The organism is Empedobacter sp. GD03739 (assembly GCF_029843245.1).
Lineage (GTDB): Bacteria > Bacteroidota > Bacteroidia > Flavobacteriales > Weeksellaceae > Empedobacter > Empedobacter falsenii_B.
The window spans coordinates 1-26,998 of sequence record NZ_JAOCHX010000024.1 but is presented as its reverse complement, the minus strand read 5'-3'; the positions used below and the strand labels follow the sequence as shown (position 1 = coordinate 26,998).

Sequence of the window (26,998 nt, the reverse complement as noted above, 5' to 3'; positions counted from 1 at the left end):
CTTAAAAACTTAATATTAATTTTTTGAAATCATCTGTTTGCAACAAATCAATAATATTGTTGATGTCATCTCCAATCAAACGATCGTCTTCTAATTTAGGACATACCGAACGAACTTTTACAAAAACTTCTTCTAAGAATGCACTTGTTTTACGTGGTCTTCTAAATTCTAAACCTTGACAAGCGTACATTAATTCGATTGCTAAAATACGTTCTACATTATCTAAAACTTGGTTGAATTTTCGTCCAGAAATACTTCCCATCGAAACATGATCTTCTTGTCCCAAAGAAGTCGGAATACTATCTGCCGATGCAGGGAAACACAAGGTTTTGTTTTCTGTACAAAGTGCGGCTGAAGTATATTGAGGAATCATGAAACCAGAATTTAAACCAGAACTTTCTGTTAATAATTTTGGTAAACCATATTTTCCTTCGATTAATAAATATTGACGACGATCCGAAATATTTCCTAATTCAGATGCAGCAATTGTAGCGTAATCTAATACCATAGCTAATGGTTGTCCGTGGAAGTTTCCGCCAGAAATGGCTTCTTCGTCCGAAACAACGATTGGATTATCGGTAACAGAATTTAATTCGATTTCAGCTAATTCTTGTAAATGAAAAAATGCATTTCGTGATGCACCATGAACTTGAGGCATACAACGCAATGAATATGGATCTTGTACACGACCACATTCTGCATGAGAGAAAGCAATTTCAGAACCTTTCAATAAATTTCGCATACGTTCTGCAACCAATAAAGTTCCTTTGAATGGACGGACTTGATGCAATTCTTCTTCGAATGGACGAGGCGAACCTTCGTATGCTTCCAGTGATAAAGCACCCGCAACGTCAGCTAAATTCAATAAATATTCGAATTTTTCTAATCCGTTTAAGGCATGAGATAAAATGAATTGTGTTCCATTGATTAATCCTAAACCTTCTTTTGCAGAAAGATGTAAAGGTTGTAAATTATGTTTAGCCAAAGCTTCTTTTGTCGAAACAATTGTATCGCCATCCCAAACTTTTCCTTCACCAATTAATGGTAAAAATAAATGTGATAATGGCGCTAAATCTCCAGATGCTCCAACAGATCCTTTTTCAGGAACGACCGGAATAATATCTTTTTCGACCATTAATAAAATTCGTTCCACAACATCTAAAGTCACACCAGAATATCCTTTTGATAAAGCATGTGCTTTTGCAATTAACATGGTTTTAGAAATTTCTTTCTTGATTGGATTTCCAACACCAACCGCATGACTGATTAATAAATTATGTTGAAGTTGACGCGTTTCTTCTTCCGAGATTTTAGTGTCGCAAAGTGGTCCAAAACCAGTGTTAATTCCATAAACTGTTTGACCAGAAGCAACTATTTTAGCAACGTTTTGTTGCGATTTTAAGATTTGTTGTTTACTCGCTTCATTAAGTTCAATTTCGATGTTTCCTTCTTTGATTCCTTTGTAATCCTCGAACGAAAGAAAATCGATGCCGTAAGTTTTCTTGATCATTTTTTCGAATTTGTGATACTTCAAAGATAATCTTTTCATCGGTTCAATAAATAATAGAAATCATTTCAGTTGGAATAATTGAGTTTTGATAAGGTTTTATAACACTATCTTTTATAAATTTGCAGAAATTTTTATGTAATGTGTGATAAACATCTTCATGACGAAATGGGGGACGACCATATGTCAGCAAACTTAGAAACGCCTTTGAGAGCTGATGCATTTGAGTTGTCTGCTGAAGAAAAAGTGGAAAAGATAGAAGCGGATTTCCGTAACATCATGGAAACTTTAGGCTTAGATTTAACAGATGATAGTTTGAAAGGAACGCCAAAACGTGTTGCGAAAATGTTCGTAAAAGAGATTTTTGGTGGTTTATTGCCAGAGCGTAAGCCTGGAATGTCAACTTTCGAAAATAAATATAACTACAATCAAATGTTGGTTGAAAAGGATATCGTGGTTTATTCGACTTGCGAGCATCACTTTTTACCAATCGTTGGACGTGCACATGTTGGTTACATCTCGAAAGGGAAAGTAATCGGTTTGTCTAAAATGAATCGTATTGTAGAATATTATGCAAAACGTCCGCAGGTACAAGAGCGTTTGACAATGCAAATTGTGAAAGCAATGCAAGAAGCTTTGGGAACTGATGATGTTGCATGTATTATTGATGCGAAACATTTGTGTGTAAATTCGCGCGGAATTAAAGACATCGAATCAAGTACTGTAACAGCTGAATTTGGTGGAGCTTTTAAAGAAAGTGAGCAATTAAGAAAAGAGTTTATTTCGTACATCGGAATGAAAACTCCTTTCAATGTTTAAATTATAAATCCTATAAAATGGTAAAAGAAAATCAATTAAAATTACATAATTCCTTAACGGGACAGAAAGAAACGTTCGAACCAATTAATCAAGATAATGTTGGAATGTATGTTTGTGGACCTACCGTTTACAGTAATGTGCATCTTGGAAATGTACGTACGTTTATGTCGTTTGATATGATTTATCGTTACCTAAAATTTTTGGGTTACAAAGTTCGTTACGTTCGTAATATTACTGATGCTGGACATTTAACGGATGATGGAAATGTAGAAAATGATCGTTTTGTAAAACAATCTAAATTAGAGAAATTAGAACCAATGGAAATCGTACAGAAGTATACAGTTGATTTTCATAAAGTTTTAGAAAAATTTAATTTACTACCTCCAACAATCGAGCCTACAGCGACAGGTCATATTTTAGAACAAATTGCTTTAGCAGAAAAATTAATTGATTTAGGATTTGCTTATGAAGTAAACGGATCAGTTTATTTTGATGTGGAAGCTTACAACAAAAAAGGACTTGATTATGGTGAATTGAGTAATCGTAACATCGAAGAATTAATCAATAATACAAGAGATTTAGACGGGCAAGGAGAGAAGAAAAATCCAGTTGATTTTGCACTTTGGAAAAACGCTTCGCCTGCTCACATTATGCGTTGGGCTTCACCTTGGGGAGATGGTTTTCCTGGTTGGCACTTAGAATGTACAGTGATGAGTACAAAATATCTTGGAGATTATTTCGATATTCATGGAGGTGGAATGGATCTTAAATTTCCTCACCACGAATGTGAAATTGCGCAAGCAAAAGGTTCTAACGGTCACGAACCAGTAAAATATTGGATGCATGCAAATATGTTGACGATGAATGGTCAGCGTATGAGTAAATCGACAGGAAATTATATTTTGCCAATGCAATTAGTGAATGGTGAAAATGATTTCTTCGAAAAACCATTTCATCCTGCTGTTGTACGTTTTTGTTTCTTACAAGCGCATTATCGCAGTGTTTTAGATATTTCGAATGATGCAATGTTAGCTTCCGAAAAAGGATATAATCGTTTGGTTGAAGCATTGAAAACATTAGAAACAATTACACCAAAGAAAACTTCTACCGTTAATATTGATGAATTAGAAGCGAAATTATACACAGCAATGGATGATGATTTCAATACTCCAATATTGATCGCACATTTATTCGATGCAGTGAAAATGATTAATTCAATCAAAGATAGTTTCGAGAATATTACAGCAGAAGATTTAGAACGTTTAAAAGCAATTATGAATGGTTTTGTTCATGATGTTTTAGGTTTGGATACAGAAGCTGCAAACGAAAGTTCAGATAAATTAGATGGTGTTGTAAAAATGCTAATCGAAATGCGTAATCAGGCACGTGTAGATAAAAATTGGGCATTATCAGATCAAATTCGTGATCAATTAAGTGCATTAGGTATCCAACTAAAAGACGGCGCTGACGGAACAACTTTCACTTTTTAAGAAAGATTTATAAAATATTTAACCCACTTAGAAATAAGTGGGTTTTTTTGTATCTCTCAATTTTAGATTACTTTTGTAAGGATTTATTCAACAGGATGAAAAAAACAATCATTGGTTTATTTTTATTAGGAGCTGTTGTAGCGCAAGCTCAGGAGGATTCAATAAAAGTTTTAAAACCATTAAAAGGATCATCAACAAATGATTCGGTTACATATTATAAAACCAAAATAGACGATTATAAGTTTTGGACAAATGGCAGAAAACCAGAGGTTTTGGATACGACATTAAGTATCAAAAACTATTATAATCAAAATTTTATTCGCAATGATGCGTTCGGAAAATTATTTTTTCCGAATGTTGGTGGTGTAGTGGTGGATTTGGAGTATCAAAATACGCCATTCAATCCGTCGATGTTACCAACTGGTAAAAAATACAATTATTATTATGCAAATGATATCAAATATTATGATGTCAAAACGCCATATACCGAGTTTATTTACGAGAATGGTGTTAAAGAAGGTAACTTTTTGTCTTCAACATTTTCGCATAATTTCAACAAGCAATTCAATTATACGTTTCATTATCGTGGATTAATTTCTGAAGGTCGTTATCGTCATGAAAAAGCGCAGAATAATACCTTTGTTTTTTCATCAAATTATAAAACAAAATCGGAACGTTTCAAATTGTGGTGGAACTATGCAGCACAAAATCTGAAAAATAATGAGAACGGTGGAATAGAAGATATCAACGATTTTATTTTGCAAGATGATCGCAGAATGACAAATGTTCGTAATATTCCCGTGAATTCGCAGACAGCAAAATCTGAATTTGATGCACGTCGAATTGAATTGAATGCTTCGTACGGAATCTTAAAAAAAATGAATGAAAAAGATTCGACTTTTTATAATCCAATTGAATTGAAGAATAAATTTTCGTATGAAAAACAAAAATATCGCTACGAGGATACGTCACCAAACGGAACTTTATATTCTACACCGATTATTACAGGAATGGATTATAGAAGTAAAAAGAGTTTTACAGATTTATCCAATACGACAACTGCTGGTTTTCAGTGGACAGATCGTGTGAAGATAGAGGCTGGTGTTAAATTCCAGAATTTGCGCGTTTTTGCTGATCAAGCCATGACGATTGTTGCAGTTCCAAAGCAAATAGAGGAAAATCTTTTTGGAGTTGTTGGAAAAGTGGATTTTGATTGGAATGAAAAATTGAAACTTTACGGAAATGTTGAATATCTGCAATCTGATAATTACAAAAGTGTTTACAATGTAGATGCGGTTTTAGATGTGACGCCGATAGAAGGTTATACATTGAGTGCTGGAGCGGTTATTCAGTCAAAACTTCCTTCGTTGAATGCAGTTTACAATCAAAGTTTCTTTAATAATTTTAATTACGTTAATAAATTTGAAACAGAAAATGTTCAAAATATTTTTGCAAAGTTAAAGTTAGATAAAGTTAATACAACCTTAGAAGCCTCAATTTATAATATTGACAATAAAGTATATTTAAACGAATTGTTGGTTTATAAACAATTGACGGATAATATTAATTATTTCAAGATAAAAGGTGAAAATCATTTACGTTTCGGAAAGATTAATTTGGTTTCGACAGCGCAATATCAAAAAGTAACGAAAAACGAAGAATATATGCCTTTGCCAGATTTCTTAATTCGTGAAACATTGTATTGGCAAGGAGAATTATTCAACAAGAATGCTCAATTACAAGCTGGTATTAATGCAACATATTTTACGAAATACAATGGTTTGCGTTACATCCCAATTTTGAACGAATTTGCATTGCAAGATCCAGCAAGTATACAAGAGATTGGTGGTTATCCTATTTTGGATGTTTTTATCAATTTCAAGGTTCGTAATATGCGTTTTTACATTCGTGGTGAGCATATCAATGCATCGTTTACAAAACAACCTGATTATTTTGCAGCGCCAAATGTTCCGTACCGAGATTTCAAGTTTCAACTTGGCTTGAAATGGAATATTTTCAGTTAAAATAATTACAAATTATATAGAAAAACGACTTCAAGATGAGGTCGTTTTTTTTTGTCTAAAATCATTTGTGTAGAATAATTCTAAATAGTTATTTTTAGAAAAATTTTATACATGAAAAAATTCCTACTTTTATTTTGTTTGATTTTCTCTCAAATCGGTTTTTCTCAAGAGAAATTATCAATTGCTGAAATCCAAAAAATAAATTCCAAAATCTTAAATACTGAACGAGAAATTTGGGTGAATCTTCCCGAATCGTATTATAATAATAAACTTCAAAAAGTAAATTATCCTGTGATTTATGTGTTAGATGCCGAATCTAATTTTACGTTTTTAACAGGCGTAGTTTCTAAGTTTCAATCGGGATTTTATCCAGAAATGTCTGAATCGATCATTGTCGGAATTACGAATAAAAATGGTGATCGAACAAAAGATTTTACACATGTAAATGATGTTAATTTTCTGAATTTTATTCAAAATGAATTGTTTCCTTTTATGCAGAAAAATTATCGTGTGAATGATTTTCGTTTGTTAATTGGACATTCTTTAGGTGGATATTTTGCGTTGAAAACCTTGTACAACCATCCCAAAACTTTCAATGGATATGTTGCGCACGATCCAAGTGTTTGGTTTAATGACAAAGAATTATTGAATCTATATCAAAATTTAGAAAATCATTCTTTCGAGAATCGATTCTTGATGATAACACAAGTTGGTGAAAGTCAAAATGCAGATCATTTACGAGACCATTATCAAAGTATAAAAAAGGTGGACGAACGTTTGAAATCATCAAAGAATAAATCATTGAATTATCATTACAAACAATATATTGACGAAGAACATGGTTCGGTTCCGATGATTGGCTCGATTGATTATTTGCGTTGGCAGTTTGATGGTTATCGTGTGAATATTAAAGAGATTCCGAATCAACCAAATTTGGTAAAAGATTCGTTTGAATCGATTTCTAGAAAGTTGAATTATTCTTTTCAACCAACAGAAACGTATATCAACAATGTTGCAAATTATCTGGTAAAACAAAAGAAAACGGATTTAGCAAAACAGTTTTTTGAACAAAATCTGAAAAATTTTCCTGAAAGTTTACAAACAAAAGAAGAGTTAGAAAAATTCTTAAATCTATAATAATTTGTTTTTTTGGTTATTTATTTATAGTTTTAGAATATTGATCAATACTAATTATTAAAAAATGATAATTCTGAAATTACATCATTAATTGATGATTGTTATTACTATGAGTATGAGGAAGAGTCATTTACTCTTTATTCTGATGGTAGTTGGGAATATGAATACTACTTTGAATCAGGTATATACTGTGATTAATTAGTTTAATCTACTAATAGTTTTAAGGGCCTTTAATAAAAAACAATGAAAATGTATACAGTATTAGTTATTTTAACGTTAATGAACGGATGTTCAGATAAGAAAGCTTTAACAGAAAATGAATTAAATTCAAATAGTATTTCTACTAATGAAATTAAAATGAAAAATGATAAACAAAATATTGGGATTATCAAAAATTCTTATACAATAGAATATGTAGAAACAGTAAAAATAGATGAGGCCAAGGTTGCACAATTACCAGTGCATGCACAGCAAATGATAAAAGATAGACTGTCTAAGCCAAGATACAGTGTTTTGGAAACAAATGGAAATGAATCTATTTATAAGACTTTAGCAACTGAAGATGATAAAAACAATAACCAAGTAGAAAATACGAACGGAAACAAAAGAATTGTAAAAAACACGACCATTTCATTTGTAAGTGATGTATTTTATAAAAATTTGGAAACATCAACTATCTATAAAACAACTGAAATAAAAGGCGAAAAACTTACAGTAATGCAAAAGAGTGATTTGCAAAATTTATGGAAAATTACCAATGAAACAAAATCAGTTGGAGGATATACTGCCCAAAAAGCGACTTTGGATGACCCTAAATTAGGACAAGTTACGGCATGGTATCTTTCTGAGATAGCAATAACAGATGGGCCTGAAATTTTTAATGGTTTACCAGGATTAATAGTAGAAGTAGAAACAGATAAGAAATACATTACTTTAAAATCTATTAATAAAGCAGAAAAAGAAATACAGCTTCCATCATTTTCTAATGTCTTAACGACGCAAGAGTATTCAAAGAAAATGGAAGAACTGAAGCAGTCTTCTATTTCATCAAAAATAGAAAATTCGTCAGGTGTAAAAACAAATAGAATCGTTATTAAAAGTGAATAAAAATAGATGAAAAAAATAGTTTATTTTAAGTTCTTTTTTTTCATCAGTTCGTTACTATTTGCTCAAAATTTGTCTATAAATGGTTATGTAAAAGATAATAACTCCGAACCACTACATAATGCAGTGGTTCAGTTATTTTTAGACGATACGTTTAAAGGTTTTAAAAAAACAAATAGTCAAGGTTTTTTTAATTTTATCAATTTAGAAAAAGGAGTATATACACTAAAAGTTAATGTGCTTAATTATTCTCAATATCAAGAAAATATCGAACTAAATGAAGGTAAATCTATCGAAATATTTTTATCAGAAGAACTTGTTAAATTAGAAGAAGTAATTATTAACAACAAAAGCTTTGGTAAAGTAAAAGAAGATACTATACAATATAATTTAGCAGCAATAAGAACTGGTAATGAAAGAACTTTAGGCGACTTAATAGAAAAGTTGCCTGGATTGCAAATTGATGAAAATGGCGTAGTATATTATCAAGGTAAAAAAATGGATAATATTTTGATTGATGGTGCAGAATTTTTTGGAAACAAACATCAATTAGCAACAAAGAATATTACCGATGAAATGATAGAAGGTATTGATTTGATTTCTAATTACCAACCTAATGATATATTAAAAAGCTTTAGTTCTGGAGGAAAAAAAGTATTAAATATTAAACTAAAAGAAAATTATCAAAATACAATATCTGGGAACGCTTCTTTTGCGTTAGGTAATGATTTTAATACAAATAATAGAATAAACTTATTCAATTTCAATAAAAAAGGCAATATCGCTTTTATCAATCATTACAATACAATAGGAGAAGTCGCTATGACGATGGAAGATTATTTTGAGTTGAACCAAACCATTAAAAGAAATGGTAATGGTGTGTCTAAAATAGATGAAAAGGATATTCCCAGTTTTCTTAGAGAACAACGGAATTTTTATGATCGTAAAAACTTCTTTTCATCACTAAATTATAATCAGAAAATTAACGACAAATTATTAATTAAAAATTATACTTTATTTGATTTTAATACTTCGATTAAAAGACAAGATACATACAAAAATTATGGGATTTTCAAATTAAATGAAATTCAGCAAATTGATGAAAAACCCTATTTTGTTCAAAATGTATTCAATTTGGATTGGAAAATTAACAAAAATAATTACGTAGTATTAGATTCAAAATTTGGTTATACTCAAAACACAATAGATTCTGATATTAATCAAAATTTATATTCTGAAAATAGTAAAGAACAAAATTTTATTCAGAAATTAAATTGGTTTAATGTTTTAAATGATAATTTATTGGGAGAATTGACATTAGATTTTAATTCTCAAACAAAAAATTATCTAATAACAGAACAAGAAGAAATTAATACGAACCAATCAAAATTTAATCTTTATAAAATCGGGTACTCAGTAAAATCTTCAAAAAATAAATTTACATATAATTATTATACCAATACATCATTACAAAATTATAATTTATCAACCTTAATAAATCAAAAAAATAAAGAAGAAAATAGATTGTTTAATGCAGTAATAGGAGGTGTGTTTAGTTATTTATACAATAAAAATCTTTTAATATCTTCAAGTTTAATTGTTAATTACTATAATTCTAATCAAAAATCATTAGAACAAAATTTTAGTATTTCTCCAGTAGTATCTCTTGCATATACATTAAATAAAGGAGGAAAATTAACCTTAAAGTATTCCTATTTAGATGCCGGAATTCCAACTTTAGATTTTCTAAATACCTACGAAAGAAGAGTAGATTATTTAACAATATTAGACCAATCATCAATAGACGAACTATTTATAAAAAGAACAAACAGTGTGTCGATAAATTATTTAAAACTAAATCTAAGTAAAGGAAGAACATTTTTTGTAAATGTAAGTTATGATCAAAATAAAAATGATATAGCTGAAGATATACGTTATCAAAATAATTTAATTTACAAAGCGTTTTTTAAGGCAGAACAAACAGATAATTTGTTACTTTTTATTAATTATGATTATATTTTTAATAAAATTCCCATAGCTTTTAAAGCGAATGGAATTCTTAATTATACAGAAAATGTTCAGAAAATTAATAATGAATTAAATAATCTTTATTCAACTAATTTTAATCTAAAAACTAATTTTACATCAAGATTTAAGTCAAATTTACAAGTTTATTATAAAAACACATTCCAAGTGTTTGTTAATGATAATAAGAAAATTGATAGACAAAATATATTTACTATAAAAAATGATTTTGGAGTTACTTACAATTACAAGAATGCTAAAATTAAAGTAGGAGTTTTAAATGATAATCAAATTATTAAAAATATAGAAGTAATAAAAAATACAAACTGGAACTTTTACACTGAAATTGATTATAAATTAAAAAATTTTGATCTATTTATTCAAGGATTTAATTTTATTAATCTTAATCAAAATTCTATGTTAAAAAATATTTCTACAACAGATTATCAAGGTTACGTAAATCTTAAAACTTTATCTGGATATTTAATGGGAGGTATAAGATTTAATTTATAAAAGACTATTTTTAGTAGAATTATCATCAACTTGGTATAAGCAAAGAATAATTTCTATCTTAGTAAAAACAATCTTCATGAAACGATTTATTATCTTATCAACCTTTATATCATCTACAGTTTTTGCGCAAGAATTACAATTAGATCAAGCCAAAAAAATATTTGAATTACCAACGCATTGTATCAAGACTGAGTATCCGAATAAACTAGGAAATGTTTTGGGAAGTGATCAGGATTTGAAAACGCCAAAGCAATTGCGTCCAATTTTTTATGGATGTTTTGATTGGCATTCGTCTGTGCATGGATTTTGGTCGATTGTGAAATTGATGAAAGATTTTCCTGAATTGGATCAAAATAATCAGGTTAGAAATGAGTTAAATCAATTGATTACAGCAGAAAATGTTGCGGTCGAAATGGCCTTTTTCAATGATAAAAATAACAAGAATTTCGAACGTACTTATGGTTGGGCATGGTTGTTACAATTGCAAATGGAATTGAATAATTGGCAAGATAAAGATGCACAAGTTTGGGCAAAAAATCTGAAACCTTTGAGTGATTTGATTATTGTTCGATACAAAGAATATTTGCCGAAATTGGTTTATCCAATTCGTACAGGAACGCATGACAATACGGCGTTTGGTTTGAGTTTAGCGATAGATTATGCACGTTCTGTGAATGATAAAACATTCGAAAAAGTGATTATTGATAATGCTAATCGTCTTTATTTAAAAGATAAAAGTTGCAATATTGCTTTCGAACCAAGTGGGTCAGATTTTCTTTCGGCTTGTTTGGAAGAAGCGTTAATTATGTCTAAAATTCAACAAAATGATGAGTATAAAAAATGGTTAAAAGGATTTTTGCCTCAGTTACAAAAAAAGAATTTTGACTTGAAACCTGGTGTAGTTTCGGATCGTACAGATGGACATTTGGTGCATTTGGATGGATTGAATTTTAGTCGTGCAACGGCTTTGTATCAAATCGAACATAAATTGCCAGAGTTAAATTATTTGAATGATTGGGCAAATCATCACTTCAATTATTCGTTCAATAATATTTCGAACGATGATTATATGGGGAGTCATTGGTTGGGAACTTTTGCACTTTATGCACTGAAAACCAAACACGAAACTAAAAATTAGCTAATAATAGGGATTTTATAACGATAGAATTGAATCTAAATTTGTTTCAAACAAAACTAATACGAAACATTAAATTTTAATTCTATGAAAAAATATTTTTATATCGTCATTGCAGTTTTAGGTCTTGCAGCATTCGGATTTAGTCAATATTCGAAAAGTCAATTAGAAGATCAATTAGCTAAAACAGGGAAATGTGTAGAAGGTGTTGTTGTGGAAACTAGCGGAACATTTAAACGTCCGAAAGCAACTATACAATATCCTGTGAATGATGAAGTTTATGAAGTTACTTTACGATCTAGAGCAGACGTGGACGAAGTTGTATTGATGAAATATGATATGCTGAATCCAGAAGAAGTGTTGCTTGTAGATAATTGTAATTAATTATAGTCTCAAGTTTAAATGAAAAATCCACCAAGTAATTGGTGGATTTTTTTATATTAATGAATTATTTCTAACGATTAAATTTCTTCTAATGTTGGAATAAATTCTTTTTCGATTTCTTCGAAAGTTTGCATCAAATCAACAAGATTATCTTGTGTGACTAATTTTGTACGATAAGGTTTGAAATTTGGAATTCCTTTGAAATAATTGGTATAATGCATACGCGTTTCCAAAATTCCAGTACGTTCACCTTTCCAGTCAATCGCCCAATTTAAATGGTTTTTAGCCGCTTCCATTCGTTCTACGATTGTTGGTTCTGGTAACAATTCACCTGTTTCTCGATAATGTTTAATTTGCTCGAAAATCCAAGGATAACCAATCGCTGCACGACCAATCATCACACCATCTACACCGTATTTTTCTTTGTATTCAATCGCTTTTTGCGGCGAATCAATATCTCCATTTCCAAAAATCGGAATCTCAATATTTGGGTTCGCTTTCACTTTTGCAATCGGTTCCCAATTTGCTTGTCCTTTATACATCTGCGTACGCGTACGTCCATGAATTGACAATGCTTTGATACCTGTTTCTTGCAAACGTTCTGCAACTTCATAAATGTTGATCGAGTCAGAATCCCAACCCAAACGCGTTTTTACAGTAACTGGTAAATGTGTACTTTCAACAACAGATTTTGTTAAACGTACCATTAAATCTATATCTTTTAATACACCAGCTCCAGCGCCTTTACAAACAACCTTTTTTACAGGACATCCAAAGTTGATGTCAACAATATCAGGTTGAACTGTCTCTACAATTTTAGCTGACATTGCCATGGCTTCTTCGTCTCCACCAAAAATTTGAATACCAATAGGACGTTCGTAATCAAAAATATCTAATTTTTGACGACTTTTTATTGCATCACGAATCAATCCTTCAGAAGAAATAAATTCTGTATACATCAAGTCTGCTCCATGCATTTTGCATAGGCGACGAAATGGCGGATCACTCACATCTTCCATCGGTGCAAGCAATAAAGGGAAGTCTGGTAATTCTATGTTTCCTATCTTTACCACGAAATAATTTTTTGCAAAATTACATAAAACTTATGAAAGAAGAACGAAAGTCCGAAGGTGTAAATCAATATTTAAAGTTTTCTGCGACGGGAATACAGATGGCGGTAACGATTGCGTTATTTGCTTGGTTAGGAACTTTTTTGGATAAAAAAATGGAAACAGACAAGCCATTATGGACGGCTGGCTTATCTTTGCTGGGAGTTTTTGCAGGATTATATTTGATGTTGAAGCAATTACCAAAAAAATAATTTTAATGATTAAGAAATTTATTCTTTTAGCACTTTCTTTTATTGCAATGGTTGCAATTTTTTGTGGTATTCATTACGCAATTGTTGAGCATTATAATTTTAGCGAAAATCCGCTAATTGTTCCAAAAATGTATTTAATAATTGGATTAATTACATTAATGATTTTGCAAGTTGGTTGTTTTGTGAAGATAAAATTTCCAGAATATGTTGGTTTTGCCTTTATGGGAGGGATGATTGCGAAGATGGCAATTGTATTAGCATTGATTGTTGTGAATGAACAAATTAAATCAAATGTTGTACAATTAATTATAAGTTATTTTGTAATTTTGCTAGCCGAAGTTTTAGTGTTTATTCGCTTAATTAATTTAAAGTTAAAAAAAGTTTAATGATTTTTAGCATTTGACTTTGGTAAGTGGTTAATTTACTATAATTTTGCACGCAATTTAGAAACAAAGGAATTATACATGAAATTTTCAGCGTTATTAGCGTTTTTATTACTTTTTAATATTGGATTTGCTTCAGCAGAAGTTCATCATGAAGGGTTACCAAAGACGTTTGAAGAGTTAGTTAAAAGTGAGGAAACAAAAAACCATGAGGAAGCTGCTAAAGTTAAGTCTGGTGAATCTACATTTAACCCGGTGCCAGTAATTATGCACCATATAGCAGATGCACACGATTGGCATTTTTGGGGAGAAGGAGAAAAAAGTGTTTCAATTCCATTACCAGTTATCTTATGGGATAACAATGGATTGAATGTATTTATGTCTTCTAAATTCCATCACAACGAAAATGTTGTAGAAAGTAATGGGAATTATTATCTTAATTTTCATGAAAAGATATACAAAACTGATGCTGAAGGTTCTATAGAGCCTCATGTTGATGAGAAAGGTGCTATTCATTTACAGAATGAAAAACCCTTAGATTTTTCTATTACAAAAAATGTAGCTTCAATGCTTTTATCTTTTGTTTTATTAATTCTAGTTTTCTCTGCAGTTGCATCTAACTACAAAAAAGGAAATATGGTACCAAAAGGTATTGCAGGATTCATCGAGCCAATTATTATTTTTGTTCGTGATGAAGTAGCAATTCCAAATATCGGTGAGAAAAAATATGCGAAATTTATGCCTTATTTATTAACGTTATTTTTCTTCATTTGGATCAACAATTTATTAGGATTGTTACCAGGTGCAGCTAACGTTACAGGTAATATCGCAGTTACATTTGTATTAGCATTAATCGCATTAATCGTAATTAATTTCTCAGGAAACAAAGGTTACTGGGGACATATGTTATGGATGCCAGGTGTACCGGTTCCAGTAAAATTAATTTTAGCTCCAATTGAGTTAATCGGGATTATTACAAAACCTTTCGCTTTAATGATTCGTTTATTTGCGAATATTACAGCAGGTCACATTATTATTATGTCTTTAATCTCGTTAATTTTTATATTTCAAACAGAAGCAATGTCTGCTGGATCTATTCCTTTAGCATTATTTATCTACTGTTTAGAATTATTAGTAGCGGCATTACAAGCATTTGTGTTTACTATGTTAGTTTCATTGTTCATAGGAACAGCAGTAGCAGAACACGATCATCATTAAGAACAAAGAAATATAAAAATAATTTTTTAATAATTAAATACAATTATCATGACAGGAAGTATTGCAGCAATCGGAGCTGGTTTAGCAGTTTTAGGAGTTGGTTTAGGTATCGGTAAAATCGGTGGATCAGCTATGGAAGGAATCGCTAGACAACCAGAAGCGGCTTCAAAAATTCAAACAGCTATGATTATCGCAGCAGCCTTAATCGAGGGTGCAGGTTTATTTGGTATCGTAGTTGCGTTATTAGGTAACGGATAATATTTGAATTTAAATTAGCTTCAGTAACGGTTGGTTGTTGAAGCTAATTCATTAAAAAATTAATTAGAAAATAAAATTTAATACATACACACAATGGATTTAATTACACCTTCAGTTGGTCTTATTTTTTGGACTGCGGTAGTTTTTATCATCTTATTAGTATTGTTAAGATCATTAGCATGGAAACCAATTTTATCTGCTGTTAAAGATAGAGAACAATCTATTCAAGATGCATTAGACGCAGCTAAAAAAGCGAAAGAAGAGATGGCTTTACTTAATGCTCAAAACGAGAAAATCTTAAAAGAAGCTCGTGCAGAACGTGATGCAATCTTAAAAGAAGCGCGTGAAATGAAAGAAAATATCATCAACGAGGCGAAAAATTCTGCATCTGTAGAAGCTAACAAATTAATTGAGAACGCAAAAGCAGCTATCCAAAATGAAAAAGTATCAGCTATGGCAGATATCAAAAATCAAGTTGGACAGTTATCTATTGAAATTGCTGAAAAAATATTAACGAAAGAATTAGCAGATAAAACTGCTCAAGAAGACTTAGTTAATAATGTTATTGATCAAGTTAAATTTAACTAAACATGGCAGGATTCAGAGCAGCACAAAGATACGCTAAGAGTTTGATGCAATTTGCTAATGAAACTAATCAAGCAGATGTTGTATATGCTGAAATGAATGATGTGTGCAAAATAATTAAAGAGAGTGATGATCTAAAATCATTTTTAAATTCTCCAATTATTGAAGCGAGTAAAAAAGAAGTTGTTTTAAAAGAAATTTTTAAATCTTTTTCTAAAACAACGAACACATTTATTTCATTAGTTGTAAAACAAGGACGAGAAAATATCTTGTCTAAAATAGCAGATCAGTTCATTGCAAATTATAATCTTGCAAATAATATTGTAACAGCAGAAATTACTTCAGCTGTTCAGTTAGATCAAAAAACAATAGATAACATTGTTGCAAAAGCAAAACAAACTTTAGCAGCAGGTAGTCAAGTAAATGTAGTAAATAAAATTGATGTATCTTTAATCGGTGGTTTTATCTTGAAAATAGGTAATACTCAAATTGATTCATCAATCAAAACAAAATTAGCTACATTAAAAAAAGATTTTTCAAAATAAAAATACATTCCTAAATTTTAAATATTTCAGAAATGCCAGAAATAAATCCAGCTGAAGTTTCAGCTATATTAAAACAACAACTATCTAGCTTTGATTCAGCAGTTGAATTAGCAGAAGTTGGAACCGTTCTAACTGTTGGGGATGGTATTGCTCGCGTTTACGGGTTAGACAATGCTCAATACGGAGAATTAGTAGAATTCTCAAACGGATTAGAAGGAATGGTACAAAACCTTGAAGAAGATAACGTAGGTATTGTACTTTTCGGACCTTCAAAAGGAATTAAAGAAGGGGACTCAGTAAAACGTACAAACAGAATTGCTTCTATTAACGTAGGAGAAGGAATGTTAGGACGTGTTGTAGATATGTTAGGAAATCCTATCGATGGTAAAGGACCAATCGAAGGACAATTATATGAAATGCCTATCGAGCGTAAAGCTCCTGGAGTTTTATACCGTCAACCAGTAAACGAACCATTACAAACAGGTATCGTTTCTATTGACTCTATGATTCCAATTGGACGTGGACAACGTGAGTTAATCATCGGTGACCGTCAAACAGGTAAAACTTCTGTTGCTTTAGATGCAATCTTAAATCAAAAAGAATTTTACGATAGAGGTGAAACAGTTTTCTGTATTTATGTTGCAGTAGGACAAAAAGGTTCTACAGTAGCTGGTATTATGAAAACATTACAAGACCATGGTGCTGATAAATATACAGTAGTAGTTGCTGCAAATGCATCTGATCCTGCTCCAATGCAAGTTTATGCTCCAATGTCTGGTGCTGCTATTGGTGAATTTTTCCGTGACTCTGGTCGTCCAGCATTAATTGTTTATGATGATTTATCTAAACAAGCCGTTGCATACCGTGAGGTGTCTTTATTATTACGTCGCCCACCAGGACGTGAAGCATATCCTGGAGACGTTTTCTACTTACACTCTCGTTTATTAGAGCGTGCTGCAAAAGTAATCAAAGATGATGCAATTGCATCTCAAATGAATGATTTACCAGAATCTATGAAAGGTATCGTAAAAGGTGGTGGTTCTTTAACTGCTTTACCAATTATCGAAACTCAAGCTGGTGACGTTTCTGCATATATCCCAACAAACGTAATTTCGATTACAGATGGACAAATCTTCTTAGAGTCTGATTTATTCAACTCAGGTGTTCGTCCAGCGATCAACGTAGGTATCTCTGTATCTCGTGTTGGTGGTTCTGCACAAACAAAACCAATGAAAAAAGTATCTGGTACATTAAAATTAGACCAAGCACAATACCGTGAGTTAGAAGCTTTCGCGAAATTTGGTTCTGATTTAGATGCAGCTACAATGAACGTAATTGGTAAAGGTGAACGTAACGTTGAGTTATTAAAACAAGGTGTTAACGCTCCAATTCCAGTAGAAGAACAAGTAGCAGTTATTTATGCGGGTACTAACGGTATGTTGAAAAACGTTCCAGTTAACCAAGTGAAAGAGTGGCAAGCTGACTTTGTTGAGTTAATGCGCAACAAATATGCAGACACTTTAACATCTATCCGTTTAGGTAAATGGACTGATGAAATTATGGATGTATTGAAGAAAGTTATCACAGAAACTACTTCTAAATACTAATAAAATATAAATGAAACTTAGAGGTTTCCGAATCTCTAAGTTCCTTTTAATCCTTCATCTCAAATAGAATTATGCCAAATTTAAAAGATATACGTAACCGTATTACTTCTGTAGGTTCTACAATGCAGATTACAAGTGCTATGAAATTAGTTTCTGCTGCAAAACTAAAACGTGCTACAGATTCTATCGTACAGTTACGTCCTTATGCAGATAAATTACGTGAACTTTTACAAAATGTAAGTTCTACTTTAGAAGCTGAAGTAGGAGGTGCATTAACAGAAGAGCGCGAAGTTAATAAAGTACTTTTAGTCGTTATTAACTCAAATAGAGGTTTATGTGGAGGATACAACTCAAGCATCATCAAAAAAGTAAATGCGTTATTAGCTGGCGAATTAGCAAGTAAACACGTAGAGATTTTAGCAATTGGTAAAAAAGCTAATGATACTTTTAGTAAAACACAAACTATCTATAAAAATGCATCAAGCATTTGGGATAATTTAAATTTTGCAGATGTAGCTGAAATTGCAGACGATTTAGTAGAGAAATTTACTGCAGGTAACTTTGATCAAATCAGAATTATCTACAATCAATTTCAAAATGCAGCTGTTCAAATTGTACAAGACGAACAATTTTTACCAGTCGTTTTAGAGAAAACTGAAGAAGAAGCAAACAATTCAGCAGAGTTAGATTATATCTTCAACCCTTCGAAAGAAGAAATTTTAAGAGACTTAATCCCTCAAACGTTGAAAACGCAATTATTCAAAGCCGTATTAGATGCTAACGCTTCTGAGCACGGAGCACGTATGACTGCAATGCATAAAGCAACAGACAACGCAAGCGAGTTACAAAAAGGATTGAAAATTCAATACAATAAAGCTCGTCAAGCTGCTATTACAAACGAGATCTTAGAGATCGTTGGTGGTGCAGAAGCATTGAATGCGTAAGAACAAAGACTTATATTATTTTAAATAGAAAAGCAACTTCATCTCGAAGTTGCTTTTTTTATAATGTTTACTTTAGATTATAAAGAAGTAATAAAACTTTTAATAGATTCTAACAATTATATTTATCATTCAGAATAAAAATCTATAAAACACTTTTGAATAATTATTCTTTAACATATGTATTGAAGAAATACTTCTACTTAGTTATTACTTTATTCAGGATGATAATTTGTGTAATCATATATCTAATTAGAATTCTTATTAGTTCAATCTTATTATAAGTTAGAATGAAATAAATTATTTCCTCAAGACATTTCAATAAAAACGTCAAGTGATTTTACCTAAAACCTAAGGAGGTTTTAGGTAAAATGTCTCGACGTTTTATATCAAACAAAAAGTCCTAAGCAATGCTCAGGACTTTTCTATTGTTATAATCGAAACTTAGTTTCTACTTATTTCATTTGAAATAATGGGCGAGAAGACATAAACTCATTTACACGATCTGCAACTCCATCAATGATTTCTTCGTTATCAATGTTCATTAATACTTCGTCAATCAAGTCAGCAACAGTTTGCATATCTGCTTCAACTAACCCACGAGTTGTTACAGCAGCCGTTCCCAAACGAATCCCCGATGTAACGAAAGGAGATTTATCATCGAAAGGAACCATGTTTTTGTTACAAGTGATTTCTGCTAAAACTAAAGCGTTTTCTGCTTGTTTCCCAGAAATACCTTTGTTACGTAAGTCGATCAACATACAGTGATTATCTGTACCTCCAGAAACAATGTCATAACCTTTTGCAACCAATGCCGCAGCCAAAGCCTTCGCATTCTTCACAACTTGTACAATATAGTCCATATAACCATCAGATAATGCCTCTTCAAAAGCAACAGCTTTAGACGCGATTACATGCTCTAAAGGTCCACCTTGTGTACCAGGGAACACTGCTCCGTTCAAGATTTGAGACATCATTTTCACTTCACCTTTAGGAGTTTTTGCTCCCCAAGGGTTCTCAAAATCTTTCCCCATCATAATGACTCCACCACGAGGACCACGTAAAGTTTTGTGAGTTGTCGTCGTTACGATATGACAATGAGGCATAGGATCGTTCAAGATTCCGCGGGCAATTAATCCAGCAGGATGCGAGATATCAGCCAATAACAAAGCACCAACTTCATCAGCTACCTCACGAAATTTAGCATAATCTATGTCTCTTGAGTAAGCCGAAGCACCACAAATTATCATTTGAGGCTTCTCTTTACGAGCAGTTTCTGCCATAGCTTCGTAGTCAATTCTCCCCGTCTCTTTGTCCACTCCATAAAAAGAAGTTTGGTAAGTTAACCCAGAAAAGTTAACAGGAGAACCGTGTGTTAAGTGACCTCCGTGAGATAAATCGAATCCTAAGATCTTGTCTCCTGGTTTCAAACACGCTAAGTAAACAGCTGCATTTGCCTGAGATCCTGAGTGAGGTTGCACGTTTGCATACTCCGCATTAAACAACGCTTTCAAACGATCAATTGCAATAGTTTCCACTTCGTCTACAACTTCGCAACCACCGTAGTAGCGCTTTCCAGGGTAACCTTCTGCATATTTATTTGTTAAAACAGAACCCATCGCGCGCATTACGTTGTCCGAAACAAAGTTTTCTGACGCGATTAATTCAATTCCATTCAGTTGTCTTTCTTTTTCTTCTTCAATCAAATCGAAGATTACATCTTGTGCCATGTTTTGTTTGTATTAATTGTGTTTCAAATATAAGCTTTTATCATTAGAATTTCTAACTGATATATTCGCAATAACCTAAGAATTATGAAAACAATTTTTCTTATCATTTGGGCGTTCCCTTCGGGCGGGCTATTCGTTGCAATCTTTGCTTTGCAACTCCGCTATCGCTTCGTTTCACGCAAAGGATTTCTACTACTATCACTAACGCATCTAGAGTTATAAGTAATAAGTACTAAGTTTTTCAGTTTTTGTCATGCTGAATTTATATAAACTTTTGTATTTCTTAACCATAATCATAATATCCTGCTGAACTTTTTTCAGCATTACATCCAAATAAGAACTAAAGATTTATTATTTTAATCAAGGAAAAAATGAAGATAATTTTCTTAGTTATTGAAAATTTCTAATTTCTAAATTTACGAACTATCAAATTCTCTCATTAAATTTACAGCATGAAAAACCCTACTTTTTGCATTGGTTTAATGTCTGGAACTTCGTTAGATGGTTTGGATATTTGCTATGTCCGATTTGATGATAACCAACATTTCGAAATTTTACTTGCCGAAACTATAGATTATTCATCTGATTGGCGAAAAAAACTAACAGAAGCTTTTCAATATTCGGCAATAGATTTATGTCAATTAGATGTAGAGTTTGGTTATTTTCTTGGGGAGAAAGTAAAAGAATTTATTCATAAAAATAAGATTGGAAAAGTAGATTTTGTTGCATCTCACGGGCAAACTATTTTTCATCAACCGCAGAAATCATTCACTTTGCAAATAGGAAACGGTGCAGCAATAGCGTCGCGTTGTCAACAAAAAGTGGTGTGTGATTTCAGAACACAAGACGTTATTTTAGGAGGACAAGGAGCCCCTTTGGTTCCGATTGGAGACGAATTATTATTTTCTAACTATGATGCATGTTTAAACCTTGGAGGTTTTTCGAATATTTCGATGAATAGAAATGGAAAACGAATTGCGTTTGATATTTGTCCGATTAATATTGTTTTGAATCATTATGCCAAACAACTCGGGTTTGAATATGATAAAAATGGAGAATTAGCAGAACAAGGATATATTAATACTACATTAGTTGGAGAATTGAACCTTCTGAATTTTTATCATCAACCTTTCCCAAAATCATTAGGTTTTGAATGGGTAACGAATGAGTTTTTAACAATTGTTGATAAGTACGATATTCCTACCGAAGATAAACTGAGAAGTTGTGTGGAGCATTTCGTAATTCAAATTAAAAATACCTTTGCTTTATACGATATCAACAATGTGTTGATAACTGGAGGAGGAGTTCGAAATTCATTTTTTATCAATCGTTTACGAGAATTATCAACTGTTGAAATCATCATTCCAACTGATAATTTAATTGATTTTAAAGAAGCTTTAATTTTTGCATTCCTTGGATATCGACGTGTTCATAACGAAATAAATTGTTTGGCATCTGTAACAGGAGCGAGCAAAGACCATTCGTCTGGAATTATATATAATCTATAAAATCTATATAATTAATAGAGTTTAAAAATATTTTATTTACATTTGTTCGGTAACAAAGAATAAATGCGATATGAAATATTCGAAAAATAAAGATGTTATTTTACTTCATGGCTTATTTGGAAGCCTTAGTAATTGGGGAAATGTTATCAAGAATCTTGAAGAAAATTACAATGTTTATACACCAACTTTTCCTTTATTTTCTACTCATTTCAAAAGAAATTCACTTCAAAATTTAGTTCAATTTCTAGAAAATTATATTAAATCCAATAAAATTGAAAATCCAATATTAATTGGAAATTCTTTGGGTGGACATATTGCGTTGTTATATGCGTTGGCGCATCCAAATTTGGTTGATAAATTGATTTTAGCTGGAAGTTCTGGTTTATATGAAAACAATTTACAAGCTTCTTTTGTACGTGTGCGAGATTATGAGTATATCAAAAATAAGGTAGAAGAAGTTTTTGAAACAAAAAATGTTGTTACAAAAGAATTGGTAGATGATGTTTTTTCGACCGCTAATACGCCTACAAAAGCTTTGTCTATAATTTCGATTGCGCGAGATGCAAAGCGACAAAATTTGAAACATCTTTTACATAAAATAGATCAGCCAGTTTTGTTAGTTTGGGGAAAACAAGATATTGTGACACCGCCAGATGTTGCTGAAGAGTTTTTTGCACATTTACCTAATGCAAAATTAGCTTATATCGATCATTGTGGTCATGTGCCGATGATGGAGCAGCCGATACTTTTTAATCAACATATTAATCAATTTTTAAGTGCTTAAAAATGAATCATCCCGAGTATTTAGCTTTTGCTTTATCAGCTTTTTTTCTTTTTTTATGGCTTGAATATGTAGTTGTTAAAAAGAAGAAATTAAAGAATATCTATAAATATGAAAGTTCAGTTTCTAATATTTCAATAGGAATTGCAGAACGATTATTGAATCTTTTTATTACGGCAAGTTTTTACAATTTGTATGTTTGGATTTACGAAAGTTATCGTCTATTAGATATTTCAAATGCTTGGTGGATTTGGGTTGTGATGCTTCTAGCGACAGATTTTGTCTGGTATTGGTATCATCGTTTGGGACATGAAGTCAATATTTTTTGGGGAGCCCATATTGTGCATCATCAATCCGAAGAATTTAATTTCACGGTTGCGGCACGTATAACGACTTTACAAGCAATTGTTCGCAATGTATTCTGGTGTATTTTGCCTTTTATTGGTTTTCATCCAAATTTAGTAATGACGATTTTGGTGGTTCATGGCGTGTATTCTTTTTTTACACATACGCAGATTTTGGAGAAACAAAAATGGCTCGAATATATTTTTATAACGCCTTCTCTTCATGGTGTTCATCATGCTTCTGACGAAAAATATTTGGACAAAAATTATGGAGATGTATTTGTTTTTTGGGACAAATTATTTGGTACTTTTCAGAAAGAAGAAGAAAAACCCAAATATGGATTAACTCATCCTATCAATAGTTACAGTTTTTTGTGGCAACATTTTCATTATTATTTAGAGTTGTACGAGGCTGCTCGAAGAAAATCATCTATTAAAGAAAAATTGACAATATATTTTGGTAGTCCAGCGGTTATGGATCAGGAAATAAGACCAATTATTGAAAAGAAATGGATGTCTAAGAATAAAGTGAATAGTTATCATTTCAAATACAAAGGTTATATTAATTTACAATTGATTTTATCGTTTTTTGCGATGAGTATTCTAACATATTACTTTGATCAATTTGATAATTTAACCAAAGGTTTCTTCGTTGTATTTGTCTTGATTACATTAATAAATATTGGTGCACAATTAGAACAAAAAAGATGGGTACCGTATTTAGAACATATTAGATTTTTAGTGTTTTGTAGTTTTTTTATCATTCAATCTCATAATTATTTCTTGCTGATTTTACCTTTCATATTTGTTTTTATCATCGAAAAGATGTTTAATTTTAGCAATTGGTATCAAAAAAGTATTTTAAAGATTATATAAATGATAATTTAGGTCTTATTGTTTCGTTTAGATTAGGCGGTTAAAAACGAGTTCATTATTTTTACCAAATTAAAAAAAATAAAATGATTGTTTCTAAACTATTTCAAAAATTTATTCATAGCCAAACTTCTGGCGGAATTACTTTAATTTTCTGTACACTATTTTCGTTAATTGTTGCCAATTCAATGTTTGCTGATTCTTACCAAAGCCTTTGGCATTTGGATCTATTCGGGCATTCTTTTGCACATTGGATCAACGATGGATTAATGGCTATTTTCTTTTTCTTAATTGGATTAGAATTAAAACGTGAAATGCTAATTGGAGAACTTTCCAATGTAAAGAAAGCAATTTTACCCATTTTTGCTGCAGTTGGAGGTATGTTACTTCCTGCTGGAATTTTTGCTGCTTTGAATTACGGAACTGATACCATTAATGGATTTGGAATTCCAATGGCTACTGATATTGCATTTGCCGTTGCAGTGATTACAATGTTAGGTAAAAGAGTACCAATGTCTTTAAAAGTGTTTTTAACGGCACTTGCAGTAATTGATGATTTAGGTGCTATTTTGGTGATTGCATTATTTTATCCTAATCCTGAGTTACCTTTTGATATTACTCAATTTGGGATTGCAATGGGTGTTTTAGCTTTATTATTTGGTTTAAATCGAATGAAGGTGAATACAATCATACCTTATATAATTGGTGGAATTATTGTATGGTGGTTTATGTTACACTCAGGAATACACGCAACAATTGCAGGTGTTTTAGTGGCTTTTACAATTCCTTTTAATAAAGATCAATCCAAATCTCTTTGTGCAAAAGCAGAACACTTTTTACATTTACCAGTTGCCTTCATCATTTTACCATTATTCGCTTTAGCAAATACAGCAATTACTATTGATGGTGGAGGATTCTCACATTTTAGTTTCCCGTTAGCAGCTGGAATTTTCTTAGGTTTAGTAGTAGGTAAACCAATTGGTGTAACCTTAGCGACTTTTATAGCTGTAAAATTGGGATTAAGTGAATTGCCAACAGCTGTAAACTTTAAACGTGTTTTTGGTGCAGGAATGTTAGCAGGAATTGGTTTTACAATGTCTATTTTCGTATCGATTTTGGCGTTTAAAGATCCTGATTATGTGAATGAAGCTAAATTAATGATTCTTGTAGCTTCGGTAGCTGCAGCAGTTTTTGGATTCTTTTATTTAAAAAGAACTTTAACGACTCGTCAGGATTATTCAGATTAATTGAACAAAATATTCATCATATCAAGTCGAATTTTTCTTCGGAGGAATTCGATTTTTTTTTGAAGATGATTCCGTAACTTCGTGTAAAATTTTTGAATAAATGAGAACGTATCAAGAAACAATCGATTGGTTGTTTACAAATTTACCAATGTTTCAACGTGTTGGAGCATCAGCAATGAAAGCAGATTTAACAAATATTACAGCGTTATGCGAGTATTTGGGAAATCCTCAAACTAAGTTTAAAACGGTTCATATTGCAGGGACAAATGGTAAAGGAAGTACGTCTCATATGTTGGCCTCTATTTTTCAGGAAGCAGGTTATAAAACAGGTTTGACAACTTCTCCACATCTCAAAGATTTCCGTGAACGAATTCGTGTAAATGGCGCAATGGCTGATGAAGAATTTGTGATTGACTTTGTAAGTAAACATGAAAAAAAAATCATCGATCAAAAAGCGTCTTTTTTCGAAATAGCAATTGCGATGGCTTTCGAATATTTTGCACAACAAAATGTAGATATCGCAATTATAGAAACTGGTTTGGGCGGACGATTAGATTCAACTAATATTATTTTACCAGAACTTTCTGTGATTACGAACATTGGTTTAGACCATACACAATTTTTGGGTGATACGTTGGATAAAATTGCATTTGAAAAAGCTGGAATAATCAAACCAAATACTGCGGTTGTAATTGGTGAAACAACAGCCGAGACAAAACCAGTTTTTGAGCAAGTTGCAAAAGATAGAAATGCTGAAATCATTTTTGCAGAAGAAAAACATTTTCAAGATTTACCTTCAGATTTGAAAGGATCTTATCAAATTAAAAATAAACGTACTGTTTTAACCGCTATTGAGCAATTGCAAAAACAAAATTGGGCGATCTCCCCTGAAAATATTGCGAATGGCTTATTGAATGTTGTAAAGAATACAAATTTGCGTGGACGTTGGGATATTTTAGGACAACATCCATTAATTGTTGCTGATACTGCGCATAATCCACATGGTTTAGCAGAAGTTTCAAAACAAATAAATGAGCAAGCTTATAATCAATTGCATTTGGTTTTAGGATTTGTGAATGATAAAGATGTTTTATCTATTTTAAATTTTTTTCCAAAAAAAGCAACCTATTATTTCTGTCAACCAGATGTTCCTCGAAAATATGATATCGATGAATTGTATAAAATAATTCCAGAAGATATTACCGATAAACACTTTTTTGATACAGTAGAAAAGGCATTAATTGCAGCAAAATCAAATGCAACAGAAAATGACATGATTTACATTGGGGGTAGTACTTTTGTTGTAGCTGAGGTTATTTAATTCTAGAGTATAATAAACATTGATTAGCATAACAACGATAACAATAATTACTATCAACTAAAAAAGGAGAACCTCATGTTCTCCTTTTTTTTGATTCTGTCACTCCTATTTTATAAAAGAGCTTCTTTATAGAAACTTAATTATGATGTCATCAGCATCGTATCCATTATATTATTAACTATACTGAATAAATTATTC

The 26,998-nt window shown here is 31.5% G+C and carries 24 protein-coding genes; 21 read left to right on the top strand and 3 right to left on the bottom strand.

The window, feature by feature from the left end:
- Position 1: 1 nt before the first annotated feature.
- Positions 2-1,510 (bottom strand): histidine ammonia-lyase, encoded by a 1,509-nt coding sequence (gene hutH, locus N5E64_RS09380; protein ID WP_280037260.1) that lies wholly within the window; start codon positions 1,508-1,510, stop codon positions 2-4.
- Positions 1,511-1,648: 138 nt separating this feature from the next.
- Here hutH and folE point away from each other — a divergent pair, with 138 nt between their 5' ends.
- The 8 genes from folE to N5E64_RS09340 all read left to right on the top strand — a co-directional run bounded on the left by folE (position 1,649) and on the right by N5E64_RS09340 (position 12,138).
- Positions 1,649-2,326: a GTP cyclohydrolase I FolE gene (gene folE, locus N5E64_RS09375; RefSeq protein ID WP_219033828.1), complete on the top strand. Its 678-nt coding sequence runs from the start codon at positions 1,649-1,651 to the stop codon at positions 2,324-2,326.
- A 17-nt stretch (positions 2,327-2,343) separates the two neighbouring features.
- On the top strand, positions 2,344-3,816 hold the full coding sequence (gene cysS / locus N5E64_RS09370) for a cysteine--tRNA ligase (protein ID WP_280037258.1): 1,473 nt from the start codon (positions 2,344-2,346) through the stop codon (positions 3,814-3,816).
- A gap of 95 nt (positions 3,817-3,911) precedes the next feature.
- Complete coding sequence (locus N5E64_RS09365; protein ID WP_280037256.1) at positions 3,912-5,840, top strand: putative porin; 1,929 nt, start codon at positions 3,912-3,914, stop codon at positions 5,838-5,840.
- Between the two features lie 111 nt (positions 5,841-5,951).
- On the top strand, positions 5,952-6,977 hold the full coding sequence (locus tag N5E64_RS09360; RefSeq protein ID WP_280037255.1) for an alpha/beta hydrolase: 1,026 nt from the start codon (positions 5,952-5,954) through the stop codon (positions 6,975-6,977).
- A 249-nt stretch (positions 6,978-7,226) separates the two neighbouring features.
- On the top strand, positions 7,227-8,084 hold the full coding sequence (locus N5E64_RS09355) for a GLPGLI family protein (protein ID WP_185144215.1): 858 nt from the start codon (positions 7,227-7,229) through the stop codon (positions 8,082-8,084).
- Between the two features lie 6 nt (positions 8,085-8,090).
- A complete protein-coding gene (locus N5E64_RS09350; RefSeq protein ID WP_280037251.1) occupies positions 8,091-10,619 on the top strand; it encodes a carboxypeptidase-like regulatory domain-containing protein in 2,529 nt (842 codons plus the stop codon).
- 76 nt (positions 10,620-10,695) lie between these two features.
- Positions 10,696-11,757: a DUF2891 domain-containing protein gene (locus N5E64_RS09345; RefSeq protein WP_280037249.1), complete on the top strand. Its 1,062-nt coding sequence runs from the start codon at positions 10,696-10,698 to the stop codon at positions 11,755-11,757.
- 84 nt (positions 11,758-11,841) lie between these two features.
- Positions 11,842-12,138 (top strand): hypothetical protein, encoded by a 297-nt coding sequence (locus N5E64_RS09340; protein WP_114997882.1) that lies wholly within the window; start codon positions 11,842-11,844, stop codon positions 12,136-12,138.
- 77 nt (positions 12,139-12,215) lie between these two features.
- Here N5E64_RS09340 and dusB read toward each other — a convergent pair whose 3' ends face one another.
- Complete coding sequence (gene dusB / locus N5E64_RS09335; RefSeq protein WP_280037247.1) at positions 12,216-13,211, bottom strand: tRNA dihydrouridine synthase DusB; 996 nt, start codon at positions 13,209-13,211, stop codon at positions 12,216-12,218.
- 32 nt (positions 13,212-13,243) lie between these two features.
- On the opposite strand from dusB, the gene N5E64_RS09330 reads away from it, so the two are divergent.
- The 8 genes from N5E64_RS09330 to atpG all read left to right on the top strand — a co-directional run bounded on the left by N5E64_RS09330 (position 13,244) and on the right by atpG (position 18,999).
- A complete protein-coding gene (locus N5E64_RS09330) occupies positions 13,244-13,459 on the top strand; it encodes an AtpZ/AtpI family protein (RefSeq protein ID WP_114997876.1) in 216 nt (71 codons plus the stop codon).
- Between the two features lie 5 nt (positions 13,460-13,464).
- Positions 13,465-13,845, top strand: a complete 381-nt coding sequence (locus tag N5E64_RS09325; protein ID WP_114997874.1) for a hypothetical protein — start codon at positions 13,465-13,467, stop codon at positions 13,843-13,845.
- 78 nt (positions 13,846-13,923) lie between these two features.
- Entirely contained in the window at positions 13,924-15,060 is a 1,137-nt protein-coding gene (gene atpB, locus N5E64_RS09320) for a F0F1 ATP synthase subunit A (protein ID WP_280037242.1), read from the top strand.
- A 48-nt stretch (positions 15,061-15,108) separates the two neighbouring features.
- Positions 15,109-15,318: an ATP synthase F0 subunit C gene (atpE, locus tag N5E64_RS09315; protein ID WP_013598300.1), complete on the top strand. Its 210-nt coding sequence runs from the start codon at positions 15,109-15,111 to the stop codon at positions 15,316-15,318.
- 93 nt (positions 15,319-15,411) lie between these two features.
- Positions 15,412-15,906 carry a F0F1 ATP synthase subunit B gene (locus N5E64_RS09310; protein ID WP_280037235.1) on the top strand — a complete coding sequence of 165 codons (495 nt, stop codon included), beginning with the start codon at positions 15,412-15,414 and terminating at the stop codon, positions 15,904-15,906.
- A gap of 2 nt (positions 15,907-15,908) precedes the next feature.
- Positions 15,909-16,448, top strand: coding sequence for an ATP synthase F1 subunit delta (atpH, locus tag N5E64_RS09305; protein ID WP_125350590.1), 540 nt, complete (start codon positions 15,909-15,911; stop codon positions 16,446-16,448).
- A gap of 32 nt (positions 16,449-16,480) precedes the next feature.
- Positions 16,481-18,055, top strand: coding sequence for a F0F1 ATP synthase subunit alpha (gene atpA, locus N5E64_RS09300; RefSeq protein WP_280037232.1), 1,575 nt, complete (start codon positions 16,481-16,483; stop codon positions 18,053-18,055).
- 71 nt (positions 18,056-18,126) lie between these two features.
- Entirely contained in the window at positions 18,127-18,999 is an 873-nt protein-coding gene (gene atpG, locus N5E64_RS09295) for an ATP synthase F1 subunit gamma (protein WP_219035388.1), read from the top strand.
- A gap of 452 nt (positions 19,000-19,451) precedes the next feature.
- Here the strand turns inward: atpG and glyA are convergent, their stop codons facing one another.
- On the bottom strand, positions 19,452-20,726 hold the full coding sequence (glyA, locus tag N5E64_RS09290) for a serine hydroxymethyltransferase (RefSeq protein ID WP_135834919.1): 1,275 nt from the start codon (positions 20,724-20,726) through the stop codon (positions 19,452-19,454).
- Between the two features lie 452 nt (positions 20,727-21,178).
- On the opposite strand from glyA, the gene N5E64_RS09285 reads away from it, so the two are divergent.
- From N5E64_RS09285 to N5E64_RS09265, 5 genes are all read left to right on the top strand, one after another.
- The gene (locus N5E64_RS09285; protein ID WP_114997862.1) at positions 21,179-22,234 is read left to right on the top strand and encodes an anhydro-N-acetylmuramic acid kinase; all 1,056 of its coding nucleotides are present in this window, start codon (positions 21,179-21,181) and stop codon (positions 22,232-22,234) included.
- Between the two features lie 70 nt (positions 22,235-22,304).
- Entirely contained in the window at positions 22,305-23,018 is a 714-nt protein-coding gene (locus tag N5E64_RS09280) for an alpha/beta fold hydrolase (RefSeq protein WP_038335162.1), read from the top strand.
- Positions 23,019-23,020: 2 nt separating this feature from the next.
- Positions 23,021-24,235, top strand: a complete 1,215-nt coding sequence (locus tag N5E64_RS09275; protein WP_038335169.1) for a sterol desaturase family protein — start codon at positions 23,021-23,023, stop codon at positions 24,233-24,235.
- Between the two features lie 83 nt (positions 24,236-24,318).
- Entirely contained in the window at positions 24,319-25,479 is a 1,161-nt protein-coding gene (gene nhaA, locus N5E64_RS09270; protein ID WP_114997858.1) for a Na+/H+ antiporter NhaA, read from the top strand.
- A gap of 100 nt (positions 25,480-25,579) precedes the next feature.
- Positions 25,580-26,800, top strand: coding sequence for a bifunctional folylpolyglutamate synthase/dihydrofolate synthase (locus N5E64_RS09265; RefSeq protein ID WP_280037226.1), 1,221 nt, complete (start codon positions 25,580-25,582; stop codon positions 26,798-26,800).
- The last annotated feature ends 198 nt before the right edge of the window (positions 26,801-26,998 follow it).